General features: G+C 73.1%; 23 protein-coding genes. 13 read left to right on the top strand and 10 right to left on the bottom strand.

Annotated elements, in window-relative coordinates; genetic code table 11:
• Positions 1 to 34: 34 nt before the first annotated feature.
• The 3 genes from EV385_RS01965 to EV385_RS01955 all read right to left on the bottom strand — a co-directional run bounded on the left by EV385_RS01965 (position 35) and on the right by EV385_RS01955 (position 2753).
• Positions 35 to 1636: a GGDEF domain-containing protein gene (locus tag EV385_RS01965; protein WP_242624649.1), complete on the bottom strand. Its 1602-nt coding sequence runs from the start codon at positions 1634 to 1636 to the stop codon at positions 35 to 37.
• Between the two features lie 83 nt (positions 1637 to 1719).
• Complete coding sequence (locus tag EV385_RS01960) at positions 1720 to 2028, bottom strand: AzlD domain-containing protein (protein ID WP_130507886.1); 309 nt, start codon at positions 2026 to 2028, stop codon at positions 1720 to 1722.
• The gene (locus tag EV385_RS01955) at positions 2022 to 2753 is read right to left on the bottom strand and encodes an AzlC family ABC transporter permease (RefSeq protein ID WP_130507885.1); all 732 of its coding nucleotides are present in this window, start codon (positions 2751 to 2753) and stop codon (positions 2022 to 2024) included. Before EV385_RS01955 ends, EV385_RS01960 begins: the two co-directional genes overlap by 7 nt.
• A 66-nt stretch (positions 2754 to 2819) precedes the next feature.
• Between EV385_RS01955 and EV385_RS01950 the strand changes: the two genes are divergently transcribed.
• Positions 2820 to 3377 carry a helix-turn-helix domain-containing protein gene (locus tag EV385_RS01950; RefSeq protein ID WP_130507884.1) on the top strand — a complete coding sequence of 186 codons (558 nt, stop codon included), beginning with the start codon at positions 2820 to 2822 and terminating at the stop codon, positions 3375 to 3377.
• Between the two features lie 11 nt (positions 3378 to 3388).
• Here EV385_RS01950 and EV385_RS01945 read toward each other — a convergent pair whose 3' ends face one another.
• Positions 3389 to 3982, bottom strand: a complete 594-nt coding sequence (locus tag EV385_RS01945) for a hypothetical protein (RefSeq protein WP_130507883.1) — start codon at positions 3980 to 3982, stop codon at positions 3389 to 3391.
• 36 nt (positions 3983 to 4018) lie between these two features.
• On the opposite strand from EV385_RS01945, the gene EV385_RS01940 reads away from it, so the two are divergent.
• The 4 genes from EV385_RS01940 to EV385_RS01925 all read left to right on the top strand — a co-directional run bounded on the left by EV385_RS01940 (position 4019) and on the right by EV385_RS01925 (position 7673).
• Positions 4019 to 4705 (top strand): response regulator transcription factor, encoded by a 687-nt coding sequence (locus EV385_RS01940; protein ID WP_130507882.1) that lies wholly within the window; start codon positions 4019 to 4021, stop codon positions 4703 to 4705.
• Positions 4706 to 4718: 13 nt separating this feature from the next.
• Positions 4719 to 6077: a sensor histidine kinase gene (locus EV385_RS01935; RefSeq protein WP_130507881.1), complete on the top strand. Its 1359-nt coding sequence runs from the start codon at positions 4719 to 4721 to the stop codon at positions 6075 to 6077.
• A 148-nt stretch (positions 6078 to 6225) separates the two neighbouring features.
• On the top strand, positions 6226 to 7032 hold the full coding sequence (locus EV385_RS01930) for a lytic polysaccharide monooxygenase (RefSeq protein WP_130507880.1): 807 nt from the start codon (positions 6226 to 6228) through the stop codon (positions 7030 to 7032).
• 59 nt (positions 7033 to 7091) lie between these two features.
• Positions 7092 to 7673, top strand: coding sequence for a DUF305 domain-containing protein (locus EV385_RS01925; protein WP_130513010.1), 582 nt, complete (start codon positions 7092 to 7094; stop codon positions 7671 to 7673).
• Positions 7674 to 7730: 57 nt separating this feature from the next.
• On the opposite strand, the gene EV385_RS01920 is transcribed toward EV385_RS01925, so the two are convergent.
• Positions 7731 to 10052: a glycosyl hydrolase family 18 protein gene (locus tag EV385_RS01920; protein ID WP_130507879.1), complete on the bottom strand. Its 2322-nt coding sequence runs from the start codon at positions 10050 to 10052 to the stop codon at positions 7731 to 7733.
• A 137-nt stretch (positions 10053 to 10189) separates the two neighbouring features.
• On the opposite strand from EV385_RS01920, the gene EV385_RS01915 reads away from it, so the two are divergent.
• Genes EV385_RS01915 through EV385_RS01905 form a run of 3 tightly spaced genes read left to right on the top strand, consistent with a single transcriptional unit; the run spans position 10190 to position 12992 of the window.
• Positions 10190 to 10585 (top strand): hypothetical protein, encoded by a 396-nt coding sequence (locus EV385_RS01915; RefSeq protein WP_130507878.1) that lies wholly within the window; start codon positions 10190 to 10192, stop codon positions 10583 to 10585.
• Positions 10582 to 11853 (top strand): hypothetical protein, encoded by a 1272-nt coding sequence (locus tag EV385_RS01910; protein WP_130507877.1) that lies wholly within the window; start codon positions 10582 to 10584, stop codon positions 11851 to 11853. The genes EV385_RS01915 and EV385_RS01910 overlap by 4 nt, the downstream gene beginning before the upstream one ends.
• Entirely contained in the window at positions 11850 to 12992 is a 1143-nt protein-coding gene (locus EV385_RS01905; RefSeq protein WP_165449363.1) for a S8 family serine peptidase, read from the top strand. The genes EV385_RS01910 and EV385_RS01905 overlap by 4 nt, the downstream gene beginning before the upstream one ends.
• Before the next feature lie 38 nt (positions 12993 to 13030).
• Here EV385_RS01905 and EV385_RS01900 read toward each other — a convergent pair whose 3' ends face one another.
• From EV385_RS01900 to EV385_RS01885, 4 genes are all read right to left on the bottom strand, one after another.
• A complete protein-coding gene (locus tag EV385_RS01900) occupies positions 13031 to 13456 on the bottom strand; it encodes a GNAT family N-acetyltransferase (RefSeq protein WP_242624648.1) in 426 nt (141 codons plus the stop codon).
• 84 nt (positions 13457 to 13540) lie between these two features.
• Positions 13541 to 14986, bottom strand: coding sequence for a vWA domain-containing protein (locus tag EV385_RS01895; protein ID WP_130507874.1), 1446 nt, complete (start codon positions 14984 to 14986; stop codon positions 13541 to 13543).
• Between the two features lie 243 nt (positions 14987 to 15229).
• On the bottom strand, positions 15230 to 16384 hold the full coding sequence (locus tag EV385_RS01890) for a threonine synthase (protein WP_130507873.1): 1155 nt from the start codon (positions 16382 to 16384) through the stop codon (positions 15230 to 15232).
• A complete protein-coding gene (locus EV385_RS01885) occupies positions 16381 to 16623 on the bottom strand; it encodes a hypothetical protein (protein ID WP_130507872.1) in 243 nt (80 codons plus the stop codon). Before EV385_RS01885 ends, EV385_RS01890 begins: the two co-directional genes overlap by 4 nt.
• A gap of 111 nt (positions 16624 to 16734) precedes the next feature.
• Here EV385_RS01885 and EV385_RS01880 point away from each other — a divergent pair, with 111 nt between their 5' ends.
• From EV385_RS01880 to EV385_RS01860, 5 genes are all read left to right on the top strand, one after another.
• Complete coding sequence (locus tag EV385_RS01880; RefSeq protein WP_165449362.1) at positions 16735 to 18153, top strand: GGDEF domain-containing protein; 1419 nt, start codon at positions 16735 to 16737, stop codon at positions 18151 to 18153.
• Positions 18154 to 18388: 235 nt separating this feature from the next.
• Positions 18389 to 19234, top strand: a complete 846-nt coding sequence (locus tag EV385_RS01875; RefSeq protein ID WP_207229731.1) for a V-type ATP synthase subunit E family protein — start codon at positions 18389 to 18391, stop codon at positions 19232 to 19234.
• Between the two features lie 9 nt (positions 19235 to 19243).
• The gene (locus EV385_RS01870) at positions 19244 to 19864 is read left to right on the top strand and encodes a hypothetical protein (RefSeq protein WP_130507870.1); all 621 of its coding nucleotides are present in this window, start codon (positions 19244 to 19246) and stop codon (positions 19862 to 19864) included.
• 123 nt (positions 19865 to 19987) lie between these two features.
• On the top strand, positions 19988 to 21265 hold the full coding sequence (locus EV385_RS01865) for a lamin tail domain-containing protein (RefSeq protein ID WP_130507869.1): 1278 nt from the start codon (positions 19988 to 19990) through the stop codon (positions 21263 to 21265).
• A 102-nt stretch (positions 21266 to 21367) separates the two neighbouring features.
• Positions 21368 to 22378, top strand: a complete 1011-nt coding sequence (locus EV385_RS01860; RefSeq protein ID WP_130507868.1) for a LacI family DNA-binding transcriptional regulator — start codon at positions 21368 to 21370, stop codon at positions 22376 to 22378.
• A gap of 9 nt (positions 22379 to 22387) precedes the next feature.
• Here the strand turns inward: EV385_RS01860 and EV385_RS01855 are convergent, their stop codons facing one another.
• A complete protein-coding gene (locus tag EV385_RS01855; RefSeq protein ID WP_242624647.1) occupies positions 22388 to 23758 on the bottom strand; it encodes a serine/threonine-protein kinase in 1371 nt (456 codons plus the stop codon).
• Positions 23759 to 23977 lie beyond the last annotated feature (219 nt).

Below are 23977 nucleotides of genomic sequence, written 5' to 3'. Positions count from 1 at the left end.
TGTCCTCAATGGTGGGCCGCGGCCTCCCGAGCGTTCAGGCGACGTCGCGGTCGCGGTAGGCGCGGGGGAGGCGCTCGCGTGGGGTGCCCGCGATGACGCGGTTGCGTCCGTCGCGTTTGGCGGCGTAGAGGTTGCGGTCGGCGGCGGCGAGGGTGGCGGTTTGGTTGGGTGGTGAGGTTTCGTCGGCGGTGGCTGCGCCGATGCTGACGGTGACGGGTAGGCCGCCGGTGATGTCGTGCCAGTCGTGTCCGCCGATGGCTTGGCGGATGTCGTCGAGGATGGTGGTGGCGGTGGTGAGGGGGGTGGCGGGGAGGGCGAGGAGGAATTCCTCGCCGCCGAGGCGGGCGACGAATCCGTGGGGGACGGCGGCGGTGAGGCCGATGTTCAGGAGGTGGGCGACCTGGATGAGGACCTGGTCGCCGGTGTCGTGGGAGAGTTGGTCGTTGATGCGTTTGAAGTGGTCGATGTCGGCGATGGCGAGGGTGAGTTCGGGGTCCTGGGTGATCAGGGTGGGGAGTTCCTCGTCGGCGTAGCGGCGGTTGTGGAGGCCGGTGAGGGGGTCGCGGCGGGCCTGTTCGCGGAATCGTTCGGCTTGTTCGCGGGCTTCGGTGGTTTCGAACATGGCCTGCCGGGCCTGTGCCTGGGCCTCCCGCTCCCGTGAGCGCACACTCTCCCGGGCGGCGATGAACGCCTTGAGTTCCGCGAACGCGGCGGTGTGATCACCGCGGGCGGCGTGCAGGTCGGCCTGCTCCTCGTGCACCTCGACCAGGATCGCCTGCATGCCGAGCTCGGCGCCCAGCTCACGGCAGGCGTCCAGGATCTCCTGCGCGCGGACCAGGTCACCGAGGCCGCGCCGGGCGCGGGCCAGGGTGAGCCGGTAGTAGACCAGGTCGGCGACGGCCTCCATCTGCCCGGCCTCGTACCGGGTGATGCAGGTGAGCATCGTCTGTTCGGCCGCGGCGTACTCGCCGTTGGCGGTCTGCACCTCGCCGACCGTGTGCAGGGTCGGGGGATCGAGCTCAAGACCGTGCGCGTCGGCGTCCGCGATCATCCGGCCGATGACCTCGCGGGCCCGGGCGGCGTCGCCGCCCTGGTACTCGTAGTGCGCCCAGTTGTTGTGTACGACGTTCAGCAGCTCCCAGTGCCGCGCTCTGCGGGCCAGCTCCTCGGCCTGCCGGTAGCGCTGCCGTGCCGCGTCCATCGCGCCGGTGTCGGCCAGCGCGTCGGCGAGCCGGGTGCGATGCCAGATCTGCGTGAACACGGTGGCGGTCTCGTCGAGCAGTTCGACCGCGCTCAACGAGTGTTCGAGGCGCTTGGCCGCGTCGCCGGACAGCCGCTGGATCAGTGCGCACATGCCGTGGGCGCGGGCCTCCAGGATGCGGTCGCCGTGCTCGGCGGCCCACTGCTGGATGTCGAAGACCTCCCGGGCGATTCCGGTGATCTCGCCGCTGCGTACGGCCATGTTGGCCCGGCAGAGCCGGGCGCGCCTGATCAGGCCGTCGTCACCCAACGCGGTGGCCCGCCGTTCCAGCTCGGCGGCGGCGGCCAGACCGGCTGCGGCGTCCGGGGCGAGCTGTTCCTCCATCGCCAGCAGGGCAGCCGACACCGCCTCGGTATCCAGCGCGCTACCGCCCATCGATCCACCCCCGGCCAGTCCTCTGCCGTCTCCCATCGGCCCCGGCAGGCGTCCCCTTAGCCCGCCGCGCTCGGCACGGCGGGTCAGTCGATGCCGGCCAGGCGCAGGAGGGCGGCGGTGGCGGCCGCCGCGACCACGACCACGACGAATGGCGCGCGGCGCCACGCCACCACCGCGCCCACCGCCACCCCGGCCGGGCGGGCGACACCGGCGAACCCGCCGCCGTCGGTCAGCGCGGCCGTCGCGGCCAGTGCGGTGAGCAGGGTCGCGGCGGCCATCGGCAACAGGCGCTGCAACCCGGCCGGGAGATCGAGGCGCTCGCGCAGCAGAACTCCGGCCAGCCGCATGGTGTAGGTGCCGATGGCCAGCGCGAGGATGGCGGCGATCAGCATGTGGCCGCCTCCTGACGTACGGCCGGATCGGTCGCGGGATGGTCACCCGCCGGCCTGCGGCGGCGCGGGCGGATCAGGGCGGCCAGGCCCAGCAGCGCGCACAGCACCGGCAGCCCGGCGGGCAGAACGGGCGTGAGCAGCACCGCCACGCCCGCGCCGGCCAGCGCCGCCAGGCGGGTGTCGCGATCGCGCAGGGACGGCAGGATGAGCGCGATCAGTCCGGCCGGGAACGCCGCGTCGAGCCCCAGTACGGTCGGGTCGCCGGTGGCGCCGCCGAGCCACACGCCCAGGGCGGTGCCCGCGTTCCACGAGGTGAACAGCGTGACGCCGATCAGCCAGTAGGTGCGGCGGCGCCGTGCGGGATCCTGCTCGGCCAGCGTGAACGCCACCACCTCGTCGGTCATGAGGTGGCTGCCGATCAACCGGTGGCGCAGCCGGGGACCGGCGGCTTGCGCGACCGCCAGCCCGAACGGCAGGTGGCGGGCGTTGAGCAGCAGCCCGGCCAGCACGGCCGCGACCGGGTTGCCCGCCGCGATCAGGCCGACGGCGAGGAACTGGGAGCCACCCGCGAACACGATCAACGACATGAGCACCGGCACCCAGACGGGCAGCCCGTACGCGATGGTGATGGCACCGAACGACGCCCCGACGGCGACCATGGCGGCGGCGAGGGCAGCGGCGTCGCGACGGAGGGCCCGATCGGGCGTTCGGCTTGACGTACGCATGGTTCAGAATAATGAACGACCGACCCGTCGTTCGTCAAACCGAACGAACTGACCGATGGAGCGAACATGCACCAGCCCGCCCCTCCGCTGGCGACCATCGCCGCCGCGCTGCGCCGGGAGCGCGAGCGGGCCGGCATCTCCCTGGCCGAGCTGGCCCGCCGCGCCGGCCTGGCCAAGTCCACCCTCTCCCAGCTCGAGGCCGGGACCGGCAACCCGAGCATCGAGACGCTGTGGTCGCTCGGCGTCGCGCTCGGCGTGCCGTTCAGCCGGCTGGTCGAGCCCCCCGCGCCCCGGGTCCGCGTCCTGCGCGCCGGAGAGGGGCCGCGCCTGCGGGCCGAGAGCGCGGACTTCATGGCGACCCTGCTGGCGGCCGGTTCCACCCATGCCCGCCGCGACCTGTACGTCATGGAACTGGAACCGGGGCAGGCGCGGCAGGCCGAGGCGCACATCCCGCACAGCGTCGAACACGTCGTCGTCGCCGCGGGCCGGCTGCGCGCCGGGCCCGTGAACGAGACCGTCGAGCTGGGGCCGGGCGACTATGTGTCGTTCCCCGGCGACGTGCCGCACCACTACGAGGCGCTGGCGCCGGGCACCTGGGCGGTCCTGGTGATGGAACACCGCTAGCGCACCCGGGTTCAGCCGCCGATCTCGCTCACCTCGGCGAACGGCTGGCCGTCACGCACGACGGCGTGGATGACGAAATGGTGGCCCTGCTCGATGAAGAAGACGGCCAGGTTGTCGGGGGTCTGCTGCACCTTCTCCACCGAATAGCCCGCGGCCGGGGTGGCCGTGACCAGCTGCATTCGCCCGTCGCTCATCCGGATCACCGCCTGGCCGCCCTCGACCAGGAAGGACCGGGTGTAAGAGGTGACCCCGGCCTCGTCTGTCGTGACCGTCCACCCGTCCCGGACCTCCGCTTCCGTCTCCGGTGCCGGGGTCGCGCTGCGGGACCGGGTGGCGCCCGGCCGCGATGCGCTCGCCGACGGCGTGGGCGAGGCCGATGAGGGAGCGGGCGGGGCGGGCGTGGTGGGCGGGACGTCGTCGGGCACGGTCACGGACGGCTGCGGTCGCGCCGCCTGACCGGCCAGCTCGTGTACGGACGTCAGCGCCTGCTCGGCCGGAGCGGCGGCACGCAGCACCGGCAACAACGCCACCGAGGACAGCGCGACGCCGGCGACGGTTGCCGCCAGCCAGCCGAGCAGGGGCGCCCAGCCTCGCAGTAGTCGCACGGTTACCGCCTTTCAGCTGCCTCTATGTTTGATCCTATGGCGTTGATCCTGCTTGTCGAGGACGACCGCATCATCACCGCGGCGCTGCGTCGGACGCTGACCGACGCCGGGCACGTGGTGCAGGCGGTGAGCCGGGCGCGCGAGGCGCTCGACATCCTCGCCGACCACCCGCCCACGCTCATCCTGCTGGATCTGGGCCTGCCCGATATGGACGGTACCGACGCACTGCGCATGATCCGGGCCGTGTCCGACGTGCCGGTCGTGGTGGCCACCGCGCGCAAATCGGAGAACGCCATCATCCACCTGCTCCACGCGGGCGCCGACGACTACGTCACGAAGCCGTTCTCGGGCGAGCACATCCTCGCCCGCATCGACGCCGTGCTCCGCCGGTACGGTAGCAGCGCCGCCGACGAGGGCAGCACGATCACGGTCGGTCCACTCGTGATCGCCCGCAGTGAGCGGAGCGTGTCGATGAACGGCGAACCGATCAAGCTCACCCGCCGCGAGTACGACGTCCTGACGTACCTGGCCGAGCGGGTCGGTCATGTGGTGAGCCGGCAGGAGCTGATGACCGAGGTGTGGCGGCAGCCGCGCATCGGCGAGGAGCAGACCATCGACGTACACCTGTCGTGGCTGCGCCGCAAGCTCGGGGAGACGGCCGCCGAACCGCGGATGCTGCGTACCGTACGCGGCGTCGGCGTGATGATGGTCGACCCGGGCTGAGGGAAGGACCGCGATGAGGTGGGCGCTCAACCGGCTGGCGCTGGCCATCACGTCGATGGTGGCGTTGGCCTTCCTGGTGCCGTTGGCGGTCGTCACCCGGCAGCTCGCGCAGGACCGCGCGTTCGGCGACGCCCGGCAGCAGGCCAGCGCGATGGTGGCGGCCCTCGCGGTCGATGCCGACCCCAGGCTGCTGACCCTGGCGGTGGCCAGCACCGCCGCCGGAAGCCAGCGGCGGCTGGCGGTACACCTGCCCGGGCTGGCGCCGATCGGCGCGGCGCACGCCGATCCCGATGACGTGGCGCTCGCGGCCCGGTACCGGCGAGCGGTCACCACCGATGCCGGAACGGGCGTGTCGTACCTGTCGCCCACGGTGATCCGCGACGGCCGCACGGCGGTGATCGAGGTGTACGTGACCCGCGCCGACATGGAACGTGGCGTGTGGCGGGCATGGCTGGCGCTCGGCGCGGTGGCGGTGGTTCTGGTCCTCGGATCGACGTTGGTCGCGGACCGGCTCGGCGGCCGCATCGTCCGGGCGACCCGGCGGCTGGCGGGTACGGCGCGCGAACTGGGCCAGGGCGACCTGAGCGCCCGGGTCGTGCCCGAGGGCCCACCCGAGCTGCGTGACGCCGCGCAGGCGTTCAACACGATGGCCCGCGACATGCGCCGGTTGCTCGCCGCCGAGCGGGAACTCGCCGCGGACCTGTCGCACCGGCTGCGTACCCCGTTGACCGCGCTGCGTCTCGACGCCGACGCGATGCCGCCGGGGCCGCTCGGTGAACGGATGCGCCAGGCCTGCGACCTGCTGGACGAGGAGCTGGAGGCGATCATCACCGGGGCGCGCCGGGGCGCGGGCGACCGCGCCGCCGAGTCCACCGACCTGGTCGAGGTGCTGGCCGACCGGCTGGCGTTCTGGTCGGTGCTGGCCGAGGACCAGCAGCGCCCGTGGACGGTCGTGGGCGGCGACCGGCCGGTCACCGTGCCGGTGTCGCGTGGCGACCTGATCCTCGCCGTGGACGCCCTGCTCGGCAACGTCTTCTCGCACACGCCCGAGGGTTGCGGCTTCGAGGTCAGCATCTCCGACCGCGCGCTGATCGTCGACGACGCGGGCCCGGGAATCGCCGACCCGGCCGCCGCCGTGCGGCGCGGGTCGAGTGGGGCCGGCTCCACGGGGCTGGGCCTCGACATCGTGCAGCGGGTGGCGGTGGCCGCCGGGGGACGGCTCGAGATCAGCCGCGGGCCACTCGGCGGGGCCCGGCTGGCGGTCGTGCTGTCGGTACCGGAACCGTCTGGACCCCGGGCGCAGGCCACCGTTCCACGGCCGTCGCGGCCGCGTGGACTCTTCAAAAAGGTACGCACGCCGCGACGCGGATAGTCGCCGAGCCTTGCCGCTGCGTGGTTTCACGGCCCTTTCCGAATCGTTTAAGGTTCGTTTGAGAAATCCCTGGTTAGCGTCGCGACCGTTACTCGAGATCCGTCGGAAAGACCGGCGATCTGATCGACAGAAACGGGTTGAGTAGACGATGGCCATGCGCAGACTGATCACCTATCCGCTCGCCGCGATCGCGGCCGCCGGCGCGACGCTCGCCGTCACCGGCTCGCCCGCCTCGGCGCACGGATACGTGTCGTCGCCGCCGAGCCGGCAGGCCCTGTGCGCGGCGAAGGCCGTACCCGACTGCGGCCCGATCCAGTTCGAGCCGCAGAGTGTCGAGGGCCCGAAGGGCCAGCGCAACTGCAACGGCGGGCTCGCCCAGTTCGCGGTGCTCAACGACGACAGCCGTAACTGGCCCGCCAAGGCGGTCGGGAAGACCGTCTCGTTCAGCTGGGCCCTCACCGCGCGCCACCGCACCAGCACCTGGGAGTACTTCATCGGGGACAAGCGGGTCGCGGTCTTCGACGACGGCAACCGGCAGCCGGAGGCGGTCGTGACGCACCAGGTCGACCTGAGCGCGTTCTCCGGGCGGCAGACCGTGCTGGCGGTGTGGAACATCGGTGACACCCCGATGGCGTTCTACAACTGCGTCGACCTCAACATCGGTGGCGGCGGATCCGCGCCCGCGCCGACCACCCAGCCGACGACACCGCCCACCACCGCGCCGACCACGCCGCCCCAGCCCGGCACCCCGACCCAGCCCGGCACCCCGACCCAGACCGGCAGCCCGAGCAAGCCCGGTGGCGGGGCGGCGGGCACCTGGGCCGCGGGGACGAGCTACCGCACCGGAGACGCGGTGACGTTCGCCGGCAAGCGCTACCAGTGCCGGCAGGGACACACCGCCCTGCAGGGCTGGGAGCCGTCGCAGTTCACCCTGGCGCTCTGGTTGCCGCTGTGAGGCAACGGAAGGGGTCGCGCCGGGCCGCCCTGCTGCTGGCCGTCGTCGTGCCGTGGACCCTGACCGCCTGCGGCACCGGGTCGGCCGACCGGCAGCCCGCCGGGTCGCCGACCAGCGAGGCCGTGGCGGCCGATCCGGCGACGACCGGGTCGGCGACCACGGTGCGCGCCGACGGCCCACACAACGACACCGACGTGATGTTCCTGCAGATGATGGTCGCCCATGGGAAGCAGGGCGTGGAACTGGCGCAGCTCGCCGGTGCCCGGGCGCAGCGGGAGGAGGTCCGGACGCTGGCCGCGGCCGTGGCGGCGACCCAGACCGACGAGGTCAGCATGATGACGTCATGGCTGCGCGGCTGGTCCAAACCGGTCGCCGTGGACACCGACCCGGCGGCGCATGCCAACCACGGTGGCCTGCCCGCGACCGGACCGGAGCAGATCGCGGCGCTGAAGAAGGCCAGCAAGTCCGAATTCGACGGTCGGCTCCTCAACCTCTTCATCGGCCACCAGCACAACGCGGTGGAGATGGCGACGAAGGAGGCCGCGGACGGGGCGAACGCCGAGACCAAGGAGTTCGCCCGCCGCGTCGTGGAGTCCCGTACCGGTCAGATCCAACAGATGTTGACGCTCCTCAACGAGTAGGTTCCCGGGTCGCCGTACCTGCCTGGAAGGCGGTGCGGCGGCCCGGCCACCATCGCGTCAGAGCCCGCCGTCCAGCGCGGTCATCAGCTCACCGCTCGCGGTGTCGCCCGACATCTCCCAGATCATCGCGCCGAGCAGCCCGCGTTCCCTGGTCCACGCCGTCTTGCGGGCCAGCGACCACGCGTCGTCGTACGTCCACCACTGTCCACCTGGGCCCGTGTAGCAGTAGGTGGACACCGACTGCGCGTCGTGGTGCACCACGCAACCGGGCACGGCGGCCAGCAGGTTGGCGTACCCGCGGGTGCCGGCCTCCTCCGGGAACTGTCCCGGTGCGGCGCCGGTCGCCGACTGCCACTCGCCGTACGCCGAACCGCCGCCCGGTGCCGTGCCGGCGGTGACGCCCTGCCAGCCGCGGCCGTAGAACGCGACGCCGACGGTGAGCTGCCGGGGGTTCACGCCCGCGTCGAGGTAGGTCTGGATCGCCCGTTCGACACTGAACTCGAACGGGTACGGGTCCTGCGCGTCGCGGTAGAGGTTGCCCTGATGGCCCGTGCGGTTCGGTTCCCACGAGTTGTCGCTGCCCGCGCCGTGGAAGTCGTACCCCTGGACGTTCGCGAAATCCAGGTACCGGAAGACACCGGAGGCGCCGATGTCCCAGCCGGCGGCGATCTTCGCGGGGTCCGCCGGGGTGAACGCGGTGAGCAGGTAACGCCGGCCCGTGGTGGCACCCAGCGCGTCGAGCTGCCTGCGGAACTCGGCCAGCAGCGCGGTGTTGTTCGCCTTGTCCTGCGCACCCCAGTGGTTGCCCGGGTGCCCCTCGGCGCCCGGCCACTCCCAGTCCAGGTCGATGCCGTCGAAGATGCCGGCGGCGCTGCCCGCGCCGCCCGCCCCGTTGTAGGCGGGCAGGTTCCCGCGCAGGTACATGTCCACGCAGGAGCGCACGAACTTCTCCCGGGCGGCGGGGGTCGCGGCCGCGTCGGAGAAGAACTTCGAGTACGTCCAGCCGCCGATCGACATGAGCACCTTCAGCCGCGGGTGCTTCGCCTTGAGCTTGCGGAGCTGGTTGAAGTTGCCGCGCAGCGGCTCCCACCCGGTGTCGGCCACCCCGTCGACGGACTGCGCCGCGCTCATCGGCCGGGCGTAGTCGGCGTCCGCGTCACCCGCGCCGGTGCCCTGGTCGGGGTCCTGCGGGTTCCCGGTGGTGCCTCTGGTGACCCCGTTCATGCAGGTGAGGTTCACCGGGTCGAGGTTGGTGAACGCGTAGTTGAGGTGGGTCAGCTTCGCCGCCGCGCCCGAGGTGTCGAGGTTGCGGACGAAGAACTGCCGGCCGTAGATGCCCCACTGCACGAAGTAGCCGACCTTGGCGTAGTTGCCGGTGCCGACCGCGTCGTCGGTCGTCACGGTCACCGCGGCGCTGGGCGGCGAGGCGTTGTCGTAGGTGTCGCGCGCCCGCACGGTGAACGTGTACGCGGTCAGCGGGCTCAGCCCGCCGACCGTGGCGGCCGTGACGGCGGGTCCCACCGTGGTGGCCAGCGTCGCGCCCCGGTAGACGTCGTACCCGGCCATGCCGCTGGCGTCGGTGACCGCGTTCCAGGCGAGGCTCACGCTGGTGGCGGTCCGTCCCGTCGTACGCAGGCTACCCGGCGCCGGGGGAGCGGTGGTGTCCTCGGCCGGGTCACGGGTGGTGGCCGAGACGGCCGCGCTGTCGGCGGACGCGTTGCCGCGGGCGTCCTTCGCCCGCACGGTGAAGGAGTACGCGGTCTTGGGCGCCAGCCCGGTCACCGTCGCGGCGGTGCCGGTGACGCTGGCGGCCAGGGCGCCGCCGCGATACACGTCGTACGAGGCGACCGGGAAGTCCCCGGCCGTGGCCGCCGTCCACGACAGCGCGACGGTCGTGGTGGTCCGGCCCGTCACGGCCAGCCCGGTCGGGGCCCCCGGCGCGCGGTCGGGGCCACCGTCGCACCGGTTGCCGTTGATCCGGCAGTTCAGGGGCGCGGCCGGGGAGCCGGTGGCGACGAACCAGAAGCTGTACGGCTCCGTGGTGCCGCCCGCCGGGACGGTGCCGTTGTAGTGGGCGTTGCCGACCGTGACGTGGCCGCCACTGGTGGTGGCCGTGCCGTTGTAGGCGCTGCCCATCGTGACGCCGGGTGGCAGGTCGAACTCGAGGGTCCACCCGGTGATCGACGCGGAGGTGGGGTTGGCGATGACGTACTTGTCCAGATACCAGGAGCCGTTGTCGGCCGAGGAGAACGTGGCGGTCAGTCCGGCCGCGGCGTGGGCCGGTGCGGCGACACCGACCGCGGCGCCGCTGGTCAGCAGGGCGGCCGCGAGCCCGAGCAGGGCGCGCCGTAGGGGAGTGGGGCGTCGTGGGGTCAACACCGGGACACCTCCGTACAGTTAATAATCCTAACTGAAGTTACAAAGATGTCCGTCGATACGTCAACCCGACGGGGCCCACGCCGTCGGCACTCCGCCGATATGATCAACAGCGGCGCTACGGCAAACGGGGAGGCAGCGTGCCGGATGGAGTGCAGATCGACACGGACGGTGTCGGCGATGTCGCGCACGGGATGCGCGGCCAGGCGAACGGCGGCTTCGCCGAGGCGGCGCAGCGGGGTACGGCACTGCACCGTCACGGCGTGGAGTTCGGTGCCCGGATCACCCCCAGCAGCGTGGTGACCGAGGCCAAGACCCGGTACGCGCAGGCCCTGGAGAACACCGAGGCGAACCTGCGCGCCTACCGCCTGGCGGCGGGCGTGCTGGCCGAGGCGGCGGACGAGATCGCTCGGATGTTCGCGTCGTCCGACATGAGTTCCGCGGCGGCCCAGCGCAAGATCCAGGATGTGATCGCCGGAGCGGTCCGCATGGCGAACGTCGCGATCGACCCGACGACTAGGGGGCCGCTGCTGTGAGCGCGACGAACTGGGACAACTACAACCTGCCGGCCATCGAGGACATGCTGAAGGGCGAGAACGCCTGCACCGGCGCCGACCGGGTGCTGGCCTGGGAGGGTCTGGCCTCCTCCGTGCGCGAACAGCACCGCCGGCTGGCCAAGGCCGCCGAGGACCTGGCCGCGGTGTGGCCGCCGGAGAAGAACGCGTCGGCGCTGGCGTTCCAGAAACTCATCGACGAACTCGGCGCGTCCATGGCCGAGACCCTGACCTGTGCGGAAGACACCCGGGCCGGGCTGCGCGGCGTGCTGGACGCGATCAGTACGGCGCAGACCACGATCCGGACCCTGTCGCAGGGCCGGGCCGAGGTCAGCGACGACCTGACGCCCCGCTTCATCGACCACGCCGAGGACGAGTACGACGAGCAGGCGCAGCAGGTGATGCGCGAGGCGGAGGCCGCGATCCGGGATCACAACCCGCAGATCCGGGCACCTCAGCTGTTCAGGATGGAAATCCGCAAGGGCGAGGACGGAGGCGACTTCCCCGTCGATCCGGGTGACCCGGGTAACCCGGGCGGCGGTTCCGGCCAGGCGGCGATACACGCGCGGCCGTTGCCGGTCGCCGTGCCGCACGATCCGGTCCTCGTCGGCGAGCCGCCGCACAGTGCGGTCACCGCGCCCGGCACGATGCCGGGACACGACCCGTCCCCCGGTGTCGGCCCCGGTCTCGCCGGATCCACCATCACCCCGGCCGGACCGCTGCCGGGCCAGGGCCTGGGCGGATTCCCGGGCGGATCGGCGGCCGGCGGCACCCTGCCGGGCGCGGTCATCGGCGGTGGTGCCGGAAACGCAGCCGCCGGCCTGATCGCGGGCGCGGGTGGCGCCGGAGCCCTCGGCATGCTGGGCGCCGGTGGCCTCGGGGCGTTCGGTGCTCCGGGCGCCGGTGCGATCGGCGGGGCGGCGGGTGGTGGCCTGGGCGTCCCGGGTGGCCTGGGTGTCTCCGGCGGGCCCGGTGCCGCCGCGAGCCGGCAGGCCGTGCCGATGCGCCGCGGGATGCCCTCGGGTGCGGTGATCGGCGCCGACGGACACGGGGCAGGCGGGCGGGGCCAGTCGCCGTTCGGTGTGCCGGGACAGCGCCCTGGCCGGCGTAGCGAGGACGGGGCCGGAATGCCGGAGGGCGAGGCCGATCAGCAGTGGGCGACGGCCGACGGGGTGCAGGCGGTGATCGTCCCGGACGCCACCCAGGCGAGGCACGATCCCGGGCCCGGTGTTCTCGGCTTCCCGCGGTGATCAGGCGTATCGCGGCCGGCGCGGTCACCGCGCTGGTCCTGATCGGGGTGTCCCCGGCGCCGGCCGCCGCCGATCGTGTCCGGGACGCGCAGTGGCACCTGTCGGACCTGAAGATCGCCGAGGCGCACCGGATCACCCGGGGCGAGGGTGTCGTTGTCGCGTTGATCGACACCGGCGTCGACGCGAAACACCGTGACCTTGCCGGGGCCGTGCTGCCCGGGCACAACACGCGGCGAGGCAAGTACGCGGGGGACCCCACCGGCCGGGATGACAGCGATGGACACGGCACCGAGATGGCGGGCCTCATCGCCGGTCGCGGGCACGGTTCCGGCGCGGGCGTGCTCGGCATCGCACCCGCCGCGAAGCTCCTTCCGATCAGCACGCAAATCGGCTCTTGGGGGAACGTGGACCTGAAGGGGGCGGTTGACTTCGCGATTGCGCACCGCGCCGGCGTCATCAACATGTCCTTCGGTGGTCCCGACGACGAGGCGAAGCACGAGGCGATCCGCACCGCCCTGGCCCACGACATCGTGGTGGTCGCTGCGTCCGGCAACCGGGGCCAGGGCGGAGGCGACTACCCCGGCATGTATCCGGAGGTGCTCACGGTCGGTGCGTACAGCGCCAACCGGAAGATCGCCGAGTTCTCGGTCACCGGCCCCCAGGTCGACCTGGTCGCTCCCGGGGACCGCCTCGTCACCACCGGCATCAGCGAGTCCGGGTACCGGCGGGTCGACGGCACCAGTGAGTCCACCGCCGTGGTCAGCGGCGCGGCCGCGCTGATCCGCGCCAAGTACCCGAGGATGAGCGCGGCCGAGGTGGTCCACCGGCTCACCGCGACCGCCGACGACGCGGGCGCACCGGGACGCGACGACACCTACGGGTACGGGCGGCTGAACGTCGTCCAGGCGTTGACCGCCGACGTCGCCCCGCTGCCCGAAGCGCCCCCCGTTTCCGCCGCACCGTCGAGCGCGGCGGCGCCGGCGGAACCGGAGGAGCCGGTCCGGGCGTCCAAGGTCGACCCCCGGGACCTGCCCCGGGCGACCAGCCCGCTGACGGTGTCTCTCATCGCGGCGGGAATCCTGCTGGCCGGTGCCGCCGTGCTCGCCGTGATCTTCTGGCGCCGCCGCCAGCGCTCCTGACCGTCCCCGCCCGTCGCCACGGTGCGGCCGCGCGCGCGTCACCGCCCGGCGATCGCCGCGAACAACAGGCGGTCGCGCCAGCGGCCCCGGACGTACAGATGGTCGTGGAGGTGTCCTTCGCGCCGCATCCCGATCTTCTCCAGGACGCGGCCGGACGCGAGGTTGCCCGGATCGCAGGTGGCGGAGATCTTGTGCAGGTCGAGTCGGTCGAAGCCCAGGCGCAGCATCGCCGCCGCGGCCTCGGTGGCCAGGCCCTGCCCCCACGCGGGCCGGGCCAGCGCGTATCCGGTGCTGGCCCGCCGATGCGCCGCGCTGGTGACGGACAGTTCGACCGAGCCGATCAGCGCCTGCCCGGCGCGGTCGAGCACGGCCAGCGCGAACCGGGTCCGGGGCTGTGCCCCGGCGTCGCGCGCGGCCTCGGCGAGGAAGGCCGCGGTGTCGTCTCGGGTCCGCGCGGCGGTCACCGCGGCAGGATCGTTATCAGGGGTGGCCAACGGTCGCGCCGGGCACCGGTGAGATCACCGGTGCCCGGCATCGATCGGCCGGGATCAGCCGAAGGAGTTGACCACGACCGAGGCGGTGTCCACGGCCGGGCCGTGACCCTGGTCGTGCGGTACGCCGACGGTCGCCGTTCCGGTGCAGGTGCCGCCCTTGCCGTCGCTGACGGAGTAGGCGATCCGGTACACCCGGCCGTCGCCGGTACCGGCGCGCTCGGCACGCAGCTGGACCTTGTCCTTGACGGCGGCGTTGACCCACGCGGCGTCGGGTCCGGTGTCGCCGTCACCGGTGCCGTTCAGCGCCTCGTCCTGGGTCACCCCGGTGATCGTGAGCGCGGTGGAGTCGCCGTCCGGATCGGTGGCGCCGCCCAGCGAGACGGTGACGAACTTGTGGTTCGGCGGCCACAGCGCGCCCTTGTCGGCCTTCACCGCGGTGCACACCGGCGCCTTGTTGATGATCGGCTTGATGGTGTTCTTCTCGACGAAGGCCGGACCGGCCGAAACGCCGTTGACCTGGAAGTCCACTTCGCACTTCAGGTCGGCGTCGCTGGTCACGCCGGAGTCGACGGTCAGCGTCTCGGTGAACGTCACCGAGTTTCCGCTGGGCACCGTCTTCTCCACGGCGTCGAAGGTGGCGGTCAGGCCGGCGTCGCAGGTCGCGACCGGCTTGACCGTCGCCGGCAGGTTGGACAGACCGGAGAGGATGGCCGTCGACACGTCGCCGGGGTTGACGTCCGTGAAGACCAGGCCGCCGGTGGCGCTGGCGATCCGGGAAGCCTGGCCGGGGGTGCCGCCCGGGGCGCCGCACACCCCGTACTCCGTGGACAGGCCCGGGTCTCCGTCGAGACCGTCCGGGGTACCGGTGGTGCTGGACACCGCGATCACCCTGATCCCGGCGGCCTGCAGCTCCGCGGTGACCGACGCCTCGGTGACGTCCGGATCGCCAGCGGGCTCACCGGAGATCGCCGAACACACCGGGTCGTGTCCGGGCGCGTCGCCGAACCAGACCACGATCTTGCTGGAGTCGGCCCGGAATCCGGCCTGGGTCACCAGCTTGTGCAGCGCGTACAGGTTCGCTTCCGGGGCGTCTCCGCCCTCGGCGGCGGACCAGGCGTTGATGGCCCCGTTCGCGGCGGCCCCGTTGTCGTCGGCGGCCGGGATCGCGACGTCGTTCTTGTACCCGAAACTCGACGAGGGGAAGTCGCGGTACTGGCCGGCGCCGAAGCGTGCGTCGGCGGCGCCGCCGTTGACCAGGCCCAGGATGGCACCGGCGTTGAACTGTACGTCGGTCAGCGCCGGGTCCATGCTGCCGGTCGTGTCAGCCAGGAAGTAGACGTCCGGCTTGGGCAGGATCTGCGGCGTGGTCACGGTCTTGGTGACCGTGGTGTGCTCGCCGGGCTTCAGCGACGCCGTGTAGGTCGCCGGCGTCACGCCGTCCGCGGCCAGGGCCGGGGTGGCCGGGGCCAGGACGGTGGCCACGGCCGCGCCGGCCGCCACGGCCCAACGCGGTACTGCTCGAACAGTTGACAATGCGGTCCTTTCGGGGGGCGCCAGGCATCGCCCGACCGGCCACGAAGGCGCGGTGGGGTGCGGGCTGCCGGCTCGGGTGATGTGGGGAACGTCCGGACCGGGAGCCGGGGAGGGTCCGGAGTGGTGTCGAACCGCGTTCAGCTCGACCGTGCGTGACCCTACAAGGGACAGTGAGTCAGCGCGCCCGCCGACACGCCGGCGCCGGACGGGTCACCCGTACGGTGCGGTGCGATCCGGCGGGGCCAGCAGCCGGGCGACGGCGTCGGTGGCCTTCAAGGCCGAGCCGGTCAGCACCGCCACGACCCGCTCGCCGGGGCGCAGCGCGCCACGGCGCACGAACTCGCGGATCGCCGGGAGCACGATCGCGCTGGTCGGCTCCGCGTACAGGCCGCGGTGGGCCAGTTCGGCGGTGGCCGGGCCGATGTCCGTCTCGGCGACCGCCGCCATGTCGCCGCCGCAGGCCCGGACGGCGTGCAGCACCTCCCGGTCCCGCACCGGCCGGGCGATCGCGGTGCCCTCGGCCACGGTCGCGCTCCACTGCCCGGGGCAGACCTCCGCGGCACCGGCCGCGAACGCCGCCACCAGCGGGGAGCAGTTGCGCGGCTGTGCGACCAGCAGCCGGGGCCGGGTGCGGATCGCGCCGGCGGCCAGCAGCTCGCCGAAGCCCAGGTGGCAGCCCAGCACCAGGCTGCCCGCACCGGCGGGCAGCACGACCGCGTCGGGCGCCGCGAACCCCAGGTCCTCCCAGATCTCGTACGCCAGCAACTTCGTGCCCTGCAGAAAGAACGGGTGCCAGTTGTGGCTGGCGTAGAACGTCGTCGCCGAGCGGCGCACCGCCTCGTCCGCGGTCGCCTGCCGGGGGCCGGGCACCAGCTCGACCGCCGCGCCGTGGAACCGGCTCTGCTGGATCTTGGCGGGCGAGGTCGCCTCCGGGGCGAGGATCGTGGCCCGGATGCCCGCGGCGGCCGCGTACGCGGCGACCGACGAGCCGCCGTTGCCGCTGCTGTCCTCCAGCACCGCACCGACCCCCTGCTGGGCCAGCAGCGAGATCATCACGGTGGTGCCGCGGTCCTTGAAGCTCGCGGTCGGGTTGTACCACTCCGGCTTGACCATCAGCTCCAGCCCGTCGACCGGGAGCGGGAGCAGCGGGGTCATCCCCTCGCCGAGGGTCACGGGGTGCCGGATGGACACCGGCAGCGCGGCGGCGTAGCGCCACTGCGACCGTACGGTGGTGTCGAGGTCGTCGCGGGTCAGGCCGCCGAGGGCGGTGACGGCCAGTGGTGAGCCGTCGTCTCCGCGCCAGCGCGGCTCGGCGAGCGGGTAGTGCCGTCCGCCCCGGTCGACCAGGGCCGGATCTCCGGTCATGCGCGCGCGTCCGGACCCGGCCCGGCCCCGGGCGTGGCGTCCGGCGCGGCCGGGGTCTCGCGGGCGACGCGGGCCGCGATGCGGGCCACCTCCTCCACGGTCAGCGCGATGATCGGGAAGTCCGGCCCGCCCGCCGCGAGGCCGCGCTCGGCGTGCTGGACGCTGATCTCGGCGCCGACGCGCTGGTCGAGCGTCTCGTGGAGCCGGGCGGCGATGCGCTGTGCGAGATCCGTCATCATGCGCACCACGGTAGAGGGGGCCGGGGCGGCACCGGAGTGCGCCACGAAATCGGCACAAGGCGAAACTCCGTTGTTCCGTCGCCGATCACACCGGCCGTGAGGGTTCAGCCGGTGCACCTGTTCATCGCCGCGACCGTGGTCGCCGCGGTGACCGCCGGCGCGACCGCCGGCGGATCCGTGGGCGACGCCGTCTACCTGCTCGCGCACGCGGGCATCTGCGTGACCGGGCTGGTGTGCGCGCTGCGCCCGCGTCGGCGCGCGGACCGTCGGCCCTGGCTGTGGATCGTGACCGGGCAACTGTGCTGGCTGGCCGGCAACGCCGCGTACCCGATTGCCCGGCTGCTCGGGCGGGCGGAACCGGCGGCGGCGGAGGCGGTGCTCTGGACCCTCGGGTACGTGGCGTACGGCGCGGCTCTGATCATCATGGCCCGCAGCCGGGCCGGGCGGTGGTTGCGCCCCGCGGTGCTGGACATGCTGACCCTGACCACCGCGATCGGCATCGCGATCTGGGTCGCGTTCATCTCGCCGTACCTGGCGGATCTCGTGGCCGAGCCGATGTACGCCTATCTGGTGATCCTGGGCCCGCTCGGTGACGTCGTCGTCACCGGCGGAGTGCTGCTGCTCGTGCTCTCGCCCGGAGTACGGGGTACCGCGACGCGGCTGCTGCTGGCCTCGGCCGTGGTGCGCATCGCCGCCGACCTCGGCACCACGTACATCCCGGACGACGCCGTGGCGATCATGGTCCCGACCGGGATCATCCTGCTCAGCAACGGGTTGCTGATCGCGTCCGCGCTGCATCCGGGCAGCGCCGAGCTGACCCAGCCCGCACAGGGCACCCGAACCCTGCACCCGGCGCGCATCTGGTTCCTCGGTGTCGGCCTGCTCACCGCGCCCACCATCACCTTCACCCGCCAGGGCTACGTTCCGGCCGAGCGGATCGCCCTGTTCACGGCCACCGTCATCACGCTGGTGTTCGTGTTCATCCGGTTCGCCAGCGCACTGCGCTCCCTGGAGCGTGCCGAGCGGCAGTTGAGCTTCCAGGCGTTGCACGATCCGCTCACCGGGCTGGCCAACCGGGCCGCCCTCAGCCAGGCGCTGGACGGCGCACCGCCGATGACCACGGTCCTCTACCTCGACCTCGACGGCTTCAAGGCGATCAACGACGCGGCCGGGCACGAGGCCGGGGACGCCATCCTGCGCGCGGTGTCGCAGCGGCTGAGCGCCGCCGTCCGCGACGGTGACACGGTCGCCCGGCTGGGTGGTGACGAGTTCGTCGTGGTGCTGCCCGGCCTCGATGAGGCGGCGGCCGTACCGATCGCCGAGCGCATCCTGCGTGACGTGGCCGCGCCGGTGGCGCACGACGGCGCGCTGCACTCGGTCGGGACGAGCATCGGCATCGCGGGCGCGGGCACCGGCCAGGCCGACGCCGCCTGGCGGCCCTCGGCGCTGTTGCGGGCGGCGGACGCCGCGATGTACCGCGCGAAGGGTCTCGGCCGGGGGCGCTTCGTCATCGCCGGCACCGCGGCGTAGGCATCGCGCCCGACGCCTCGGCATGGCGGCACGCGAACGTGTCGGGGCCGGTCAGACCACCTCGGAGCAGCCCGTTCGGCTATCGCGACCTGCCTGTTCGGCTTGGTAGGCTCCCGCGCGGATCATGGCCGGTGCCCCGGCCCGGGCCCGCCTCGGGTTTCCGCGGCGTGTCCGGATCCGACCCCGCGTCCGGCGCGCGCAGCCGCGGGCGACCCACATACGCATGGAGGTCCGCGTGACTGACAACCGGATGAAGGTGATCCTCGGGACGTCGCCCGACGGGGTGACCTCTGAGCACGTCCTGATGGCGCCCACCGCCGGGCACCCCAACCAGGCGTTGCAGGTGCTCACGCTCGCCCAGCGGACCGCCGAGGAGCACGTCGCCACGGCACACCGCCAGGCGGACAAGATCCGTACGGACGCGCTGGCCTCCGCCGAGCAGATCGCCCGCGAGGCCGAGCACCACGCGCACGCCGTGCGGCGTGAGGCCGACCATGTGCTGGCCGAGGCCCGCGCCACCGCGGAACACGGCGCGGTCGAGGCCCGGACCCGGGTCGAGGAGGCGCAGCGCAACGCCGAGCAGATCGTCGCGGACGCGCAGGCGCGGGCCGAGTCGATCGCCGCGGATGCCCGCGCCAACGCCGAGGAGCTGCGGTTGCAGGCCCAGCGCCGCTACGACGACGTGGTGGGCAGCCTCAGCGCGAAGCGGGAGGACCTGCAGGAGCAGATCGAGGCGCTGGAGCGTTTCGACCGCGACTACCGGGCCCGCCTCGCCGCCTTCATGCAGGGCCAGCTGCGCGCGTTGTGGCTCGATCAGCCCGAGGTGATCGGCGAACTGGAACTCCCGGAGGCGGAGGAGCCACGGCACGCCGCCGAGCCCGTGGCGACCGCCGAGCCGGTGCCGGCGGCTGAGCCGGTGGTGCCGGGCCCGCGGCGCAACATCGAGCCCGAGATGGTGCTGGCGGGGCCGCCGCACGGCGGGGAGCCCGAGGCGGTGCTGCGCGGTCTGGAACCCGAGGCGATGCCGCAGCGCGGTTACGAGGCGGAGCCTTCCGCGGCGGGTGGCGATCAACCCGCCTAGGCTGGTCGGGTGACCTGGCTCGACGCGATCGGCTGGGCCGGCTCGGCGCTGCTCGTCTGGTCGCTGCTGCAGAGCCGGCTCCTGCGCCTGCGCGCCCTCAACCTGCTCGGCTGTGTGGTGCTGCTCGGCTTCAACGCGGCGCTGGGCGTGTGGCCCATGGTCGGCCTCAACCTCGTGCTCGCCGTGATCAACATCTTCTACCTGTGGCGGATGCTGGCGACCCGGCACGACGAGCGGGCGTACCGGGTGGTGCAGGTGGGCTCGGACGACGAGATGCTCGAGTACGTGCTGGAGCGCCACCGCGACGACATCGCCCGGTTCAACCCCGGCTTCCGCCCGGCCAAGCCCAGCCCCGACCGCGCGGCGTTCCTCGTCGTCAACCGCGACGAGGTGGTCGGGGCGGTGCTGTTCCGGACCAGCGGCGACGGGGTGGCGCGGGTCGAGCTGGACTATGTGACCCCGCCGTACCGGGACTTCACGCCCGGGGAGTTCGTCTACCGGCAAAGCCAGTACTTCCTCGAACGCGGCTGCCGGACCGTGGTGACCCCGCCCGGCATGCTGGCGCCGTACTACGACCGGCTGGGCTTCCGCCGCTCCGGCGACTCGTACGTGCTGGATCTGCCCGCCTGACGGCGGTGATCGCCTCCCGGGCGCGTCCGCAGCGTGGACAACGCTAAGGACCCGCCCGTCCCGGTCGATGGCATGTGACATCGCGTCCGCGTCGAACGCCCGAGCCCACGGGAGGTCCCCACCGTGCTGCGCCGTCTCACCGCTGTGCTCGCCACCGCGCTCATCAGTGTCCCCCTCGCCGCCGCGCCGGCGTCCGCGTCGACCGGGTACTGCCTGCCGATCTCGGGCAGCGCGCGCTGCCAGGTCTGGACCGGCAAGGTGGCCTGGGTCGCCGACGGCGACACGATGCTGGTCGACATCTACGGCGACGGCACCAGGACCCCCAAGTCCGTGCGGATCATCGGCATGCAGGCCATGGAGCAGAAGGTCTACTCGCCGAACCCCAAGAAGCGGCGCGGCGAGTGCCACGCCCTGGCCGCCACGGCCCGGGCCGAGCAGCTGGTCAAGGCGGGCGGCGGCATCGTACGGATGACCGCCCTGCGCGCCTCCAGCAAGAGCAAGGGACGGCCGCTGCGGTCCATCTCCGTCAAGATCAATGGCCAGTGGCGGGACATCGGCGCCGACCTGGTGCGCCGCGGCCTCACGCTGTGGCAGCCGTTCGCGGGCGAGTGGGCGGCGGACAAGACGTACCGCCGGCTCGAGGCGCTGGCGGCGCGGGACCGGCTGAACCTGTTCGACACCGACAGCTGCGGACGCGGCCCGTACCAGAGCACCGCGCTCAGCGTGTGGGTCAACTCGGACGCCGACGGCGAGGACAGCAAGAACCTCAACGGCGAGTGGGTCCGCATCGGCAACGACTCGGGCGCCAGCATCCGCATCGACGGCTGGTGGGTACGCGACTCGGGGCTGCGGCGCTACACGTTCCCGGCCAACACCGTGGTGCCCGCCCATGGGGCGGTGTTCCTGCACGTCGGCCGTGGCCGCAACACCGCGACGCACAAGTACTGGGGTCTGACCGCGCCGGTCTTCGAGAACGTGGGTGCCGCCGCGCACGTGATCGGCGACGGGGCGTACCTGTTCGACCGCCAGGGCGACGTCCGCGCCTGGATGCAGTACCCGTGCCTGACGGGCTGCACCAGCCCGCTGACCGGCAAGGTGTCGCTGACGGTGCGCGAGCAGACCGTCGAGCACGTCAAGATCACCAACACCAGTGCCGCGGCGGTGGACCTGTTCGGGCACGTGCTGGTCAACAAGCCGTACCGGTACCCGTTCCTCAACCACACGGTGCTGCAGCCCGGTGAGACCCTGACGATGTACACCGGATCGGGTACCAACTCGGGGCTGACCCGGTACTGGAAGAAGACCGGCTCGATCCTCAACGACGACGGCGACGCCGTGTCGCTGCAGACCAAGGCCGAGTACATCGTCGAATGCGTGAAGTGGGGCGGCGTCAGCTGCTGAGCTCCCGGCCGCCGGATGGCGTACCGTTACCGATCTCCGTCGCCGTGTGCCGCGGCGCGGGCGGTAGCTTGTGACGGACGCGGACAAGGGAGCGTGGGCGCGATGACGAGCGGGCGCAACCGTTCGACGGGACGGCCCACCCTGGATCAGGTCGCGCTGCGGGCCGGCGTGGGCCGTGGAACGGTCTCCCGGGTGGTGAACGGCTCGGCGCAGGTCAGCCCGCAGGCCCGGCAGGCGGTGCAGGACGCGATCGAGGAGCTGGGCTACGTGCCCAACCGCGCGGCCCGGGCGCTGGTGACGCAGCGTACGGACTCGATCGCTCTGGTGATCTTCGAGTCGGGGGAGCGGTTCTTCGCGGAACCGTTCTTCGGCCGGATCGTGCAGTCGATCTCCTCGGCGCTGATCGTCCGCAACCTGCAGATGCTGCTCATGATCGCCCAGTCGGCGCAGGAGCGGCAGCGCCTGGAGGGCTACCTGACCCGGCAGCACGTCGACGGGGCGTTGCTGCTCTCGCTGCACGGCAACGACCCGCTGCCGGCCAAGTTGGAGGAGCGGGGCCTGGCCACCGTGCGGGCCGGGCGGGCGACCTATCCCGCGCGCGGCTGCGTCGTCGACGCGGACAACCGGGGTGGTGCCCGCGACGCCGTGCGCTACCTGCACCAGCAGGGCTGCCGCCGGATCGCCGCCATCGCCGGGCCGCAGGACATGGCCGCCGGTGTCGCCCGGCTGGAGGGCTTCCGCGACGTCGTCGGCCACGGCCCGGTGGCGGTCGGTGACTTCAGCGAGGAGAGCGGCGCCGCCGCGATGCGCTGGCTGCTCGAGCACTATCCGGACGTCGACGCCGTCTTCGCGGCCTCCGACATGATGGCGGCGGGAGCCATGCGGGTCATGCGGGAGCGTGGCCTGCGGGTGCCGGGCGACATCGCGGTCGTGGGCTTCGACGACTCCGTGATCGCCCGGCACACCGAGCCGCCGCTGACCAGCGTGCACCAGCCGATCGAGCAGATGGGCCAGGAGATGGTCCGGCTGCTGCTGGCCAAGCTCGACGGTGAGGACCTCGACGACTGCGAGATCGTCCTGCGTACCCGGCTGGTGGTGCGCGGCTCCGCCTGATCGGCCCGGTCAGGCGCGGGCGGCCCGGGCCAGGTCGGTGAGGCGGGACTGCAGGATCTCGGCCCGGTCGGCGGCGATGGCCCCCTCGCTCGCCCGCTGCGTCACCTTGCGCCGCAGGTCGGCGACCCGATCCGCGACGTCACCGGCCGCCGCCCCGGCCAGCGGCCGCAGCAGGTTCGCCAGGTCCGTGGCGACGTCGGGGCGGATCTGGCCGGCGGCCCGGCCGTCGCGCACCGCCGTGTCGACCCGGCGCAGCGCGGCGTCGAGGTCCAGCGGGGTCGGCGGCGGCGTGCTGCGCCGCGCGCGGGGGCTGGTCGCGGACGGTACGGGTGACGGCGGCGCCGCCACCGCCGGTGGTGCCGACGGCCCCGGCTCGTCCATCCGCAGCGCCGCCCCCAGCACCACGAACCCGGCCCCGGCGGCCACGGCCAGCCCGACCAGCGCGGCGCGCAGCGGTCGGCGGCGCCGGGGCGGCCGGGTCAGCGCGACCGTACGGGCCGGGGCGCGACCGGCGGCGAATCCGCCCCCGGTGCTGCCCGCGCCGCCACGCCGCGGCGGGGCCAGCGCGATCAGCCGGTCCCGGACCGGCCCGGCGCCCGGGCGTTGCGCGGGGTCCTCGGCCAGGCACTGCCGCACGAGTTCCCGCAACGGCGCGGGCAGCGTCTCGGGCAGCGGCGCGGGCGGGTGCCGCCGGGCGGCGTCCAGTTCCTCCCAGGTGTCCACCGGGTACGGCGGGTCGCCCGTCACCATCTCGTACAGCAGGACGCCCAGCCCGTAGACGTCCGTGGCGGGCTGGGCGGGACGGCCGTCGAGCCGCTCCGGGGACACGTACGCGGGGGTGCCGAAGGTCCGGCCGCTCTCGTCGTCGTCGGGCTCGCCGGTGGCCGCGCTGATGCCGAAGTCGAGGATCTTGACGCCGGTCGGGGTGAGCATCACGTTGCCCGGCTTGATGTCGCGGTGCACGACCCCGGTCGCGTGGGCCGCGGCCAGCGCGTCCGCGACCGCCGCCGCGACGGTCGCGGCCTCCCGCCAGGGCAGCACGGCGCGGTCCAGCCGGGCCGCGAGCGTCTCGCCCGCCAGCAGTTCCATCACGACGAACGGGGCCAGCGAGCCGTCCGGCCGGATCGCCTCGGTGTAGTCGTGCACCGCCGCCACGTTGGGGTGCGACAGCCGGGCCCCGGCGCGGGCCTCCTTCCAGGCGAGCTGCAGCAGCTCGGCGGCGGTGGAGGTGAGATTCGTGGGCAGCTTCAGCGCGACCGGGCGGCCGAGCAGTTCGTCGTCGGCGCGCCAGATCTCGGCCATTCCGCCGGTCTCCAGGCGGGTCGTGAGCCGGTACCGGGAGGCCAGCAGGGTGCCCGCGGTCGGCCAGTCGTCGCTCACCCGGCAAACCTACGCCGAACGGCGACCGGCGTGTCAACCGTTGCCGGCCGCCCGGCCCGGCCTGTTTGCGGCCTCTTGGCCCGCTCCCGTCCGGCCCGGACCCCGGCGTGGTCTACGCCCCGATCTGCCCTGGTCTACGCCGTGATCTTGCTGGTCGGATGCCGTGCCGACGTGGCGAGCGCCGCCATTTTCGCCCTTGCGGATCGTGGCCGGGGAGCC

This window comes from Krasilnikovia cinnamomea (assembly GCF_004217545.1).
GTDB classification, from domain to species: Bacteria; Actinomycetota; Actinomycetes; order Mycobacteriales; family Micromonosporaceae; genus Actinoplanes; species Actinoplanes cinnamomeus.
This window is presented reverse-complemented; position numbering and strand designations above follow the sequence as displayed.

Excerpts from the sequence above, each read along its gene's own strand:
- EV385_RS01965 (WP_242624649.1), bottom strand. The coding sequence starts at position 1,636 with ATGGGCGGTAGCGCGCTGGATACCGAGGCGGTGTCGGCTGCCCTGCTG.
- EV385_RS01960 (WP_130507886.1), bottom strand. The coding sequence starts at position 2,028 with ATGCTGATCGCCGCCATCCTCGCGCTGGCCATCGGCACCTACACCATG.
- EV385_RS01955 (WP_130507885.1), bottom strand. The coding sequence starts at position 2,753 with ATGCGTACGTCAAGCCGAACGCCCGATCGGGCCCTCCGTCGCGACGCC.
- EV385_RS01950 (WP_130507884.1), top strand. The coding sequence starts at position 2,820 with ATGCACCAGCCCGCCCCTCCGCTGGCGACCATCGCCGCCGCGCTGCGC.
- EV385_RS01940 (WP_130507882.1), top strand. The coding sequence starts at position 4,019 with ATGGCGTTGATCCTGCTTGTCGAGGACGACCGCATCATCACCGCGGCG.
- EV385_RS01935 (WP_130507881.1), top strand. The coding sequence starts at position 4,719 with ATGAGGTGGGCGCTCAACCGGCTGGCGCTGGCCATCACGTCGATGGTG.
- EV385_RS01930 (WP_130507880.1), top strand. The coding sequence starts at position 6,226 with ATGGCCATGCGCAGACTGATCACCTATCCGCTCGCCGCGATCGCGGCC.
- EV385_RS01890 (WP_130507873.1), bottom strand. The coding sequence starts at position 16,384 with ATGACCGGAGATCCGGCCCTGGTCGACCGGGGCGGACGGCACTACCCG.
- EV385_RS01885 (WP_130507872.1), bottom strand. The coding sequence starts at position 16,623 with ATGATGACGGATCTCGCACAGCGCATCGCCGCCCGGCTCCACGAGACG.
- EV385_RS01860 (WP_130507868.1), top strand. The coding sequence starts at position 21,368 with ATGACGAGCGGGCGCAACCGTTCGACGGGACGGCCCACCCTGGATCAG.